The sequence below is a fragment of the Bacillus sp. AFS018417 genome, assembly GCF_002560985.1.
GTDB classification, from domain to species: domain Bacteria; phylum Bacillota; class Bacilli; order Bacillales; family Bacillaceae_G; genus Bacillus_A; species Bacillus_A rhizoplanae.
In genome coordinates, this window is record NZ_NTTM01000108.1 from 1 (window position 1) to 403 (window position 403).

Annotated in this window: 1 protein-coding gene; it reads left to right on the forward strand. The window is 35.2% G+C overall.

Features of this window, described 5'->3' with window-relative positions; genetic code table 11:
- Nucleotides 1–84: 84 nt before the first annotated feature.
- The coding region (locus CN326_RS23550) for a helix-turn-helix domain-containing protein (protein WP_098311358.1) at nt 85–403 on the forward strand (319 nt) is incomplete at its 3' end.

Sequence of the window (403 nt, forward strand, 5' to 3'; positions counted from 1 at the left end):
TGATATTATCCCCTTAAGGTAGACAGTGTAAAAAGACCATGAATACACATGGATGTTACACTTTTACTTGGAGGGGATTTTATTATGGTTAAAAAAGGGGATAAATTTCAAACTTATTCAGATGAATTAAAGATACAAGTTGTAAAAAGTTATTTAAATGGTGAGGGTAGCCAATCAGCTATAGCGAAGAAATATAAGCTTAGAAGTAGAACACAGTTAATGAATTGGGTCCGGAAATATCAAGAAACAGGCGATATTTCAGACTTGCGGGGGAAAAATGGTGGTAATAACGGCTTAAAAAACCTCTTGAAAGGTCGTTCTCGTACGAAGTTCGATAGTATAGAAGAAGAATTGGAATACTACAAGGCGCAAGTGGCTTACTTAAAAAAGCAGTATCCAAATC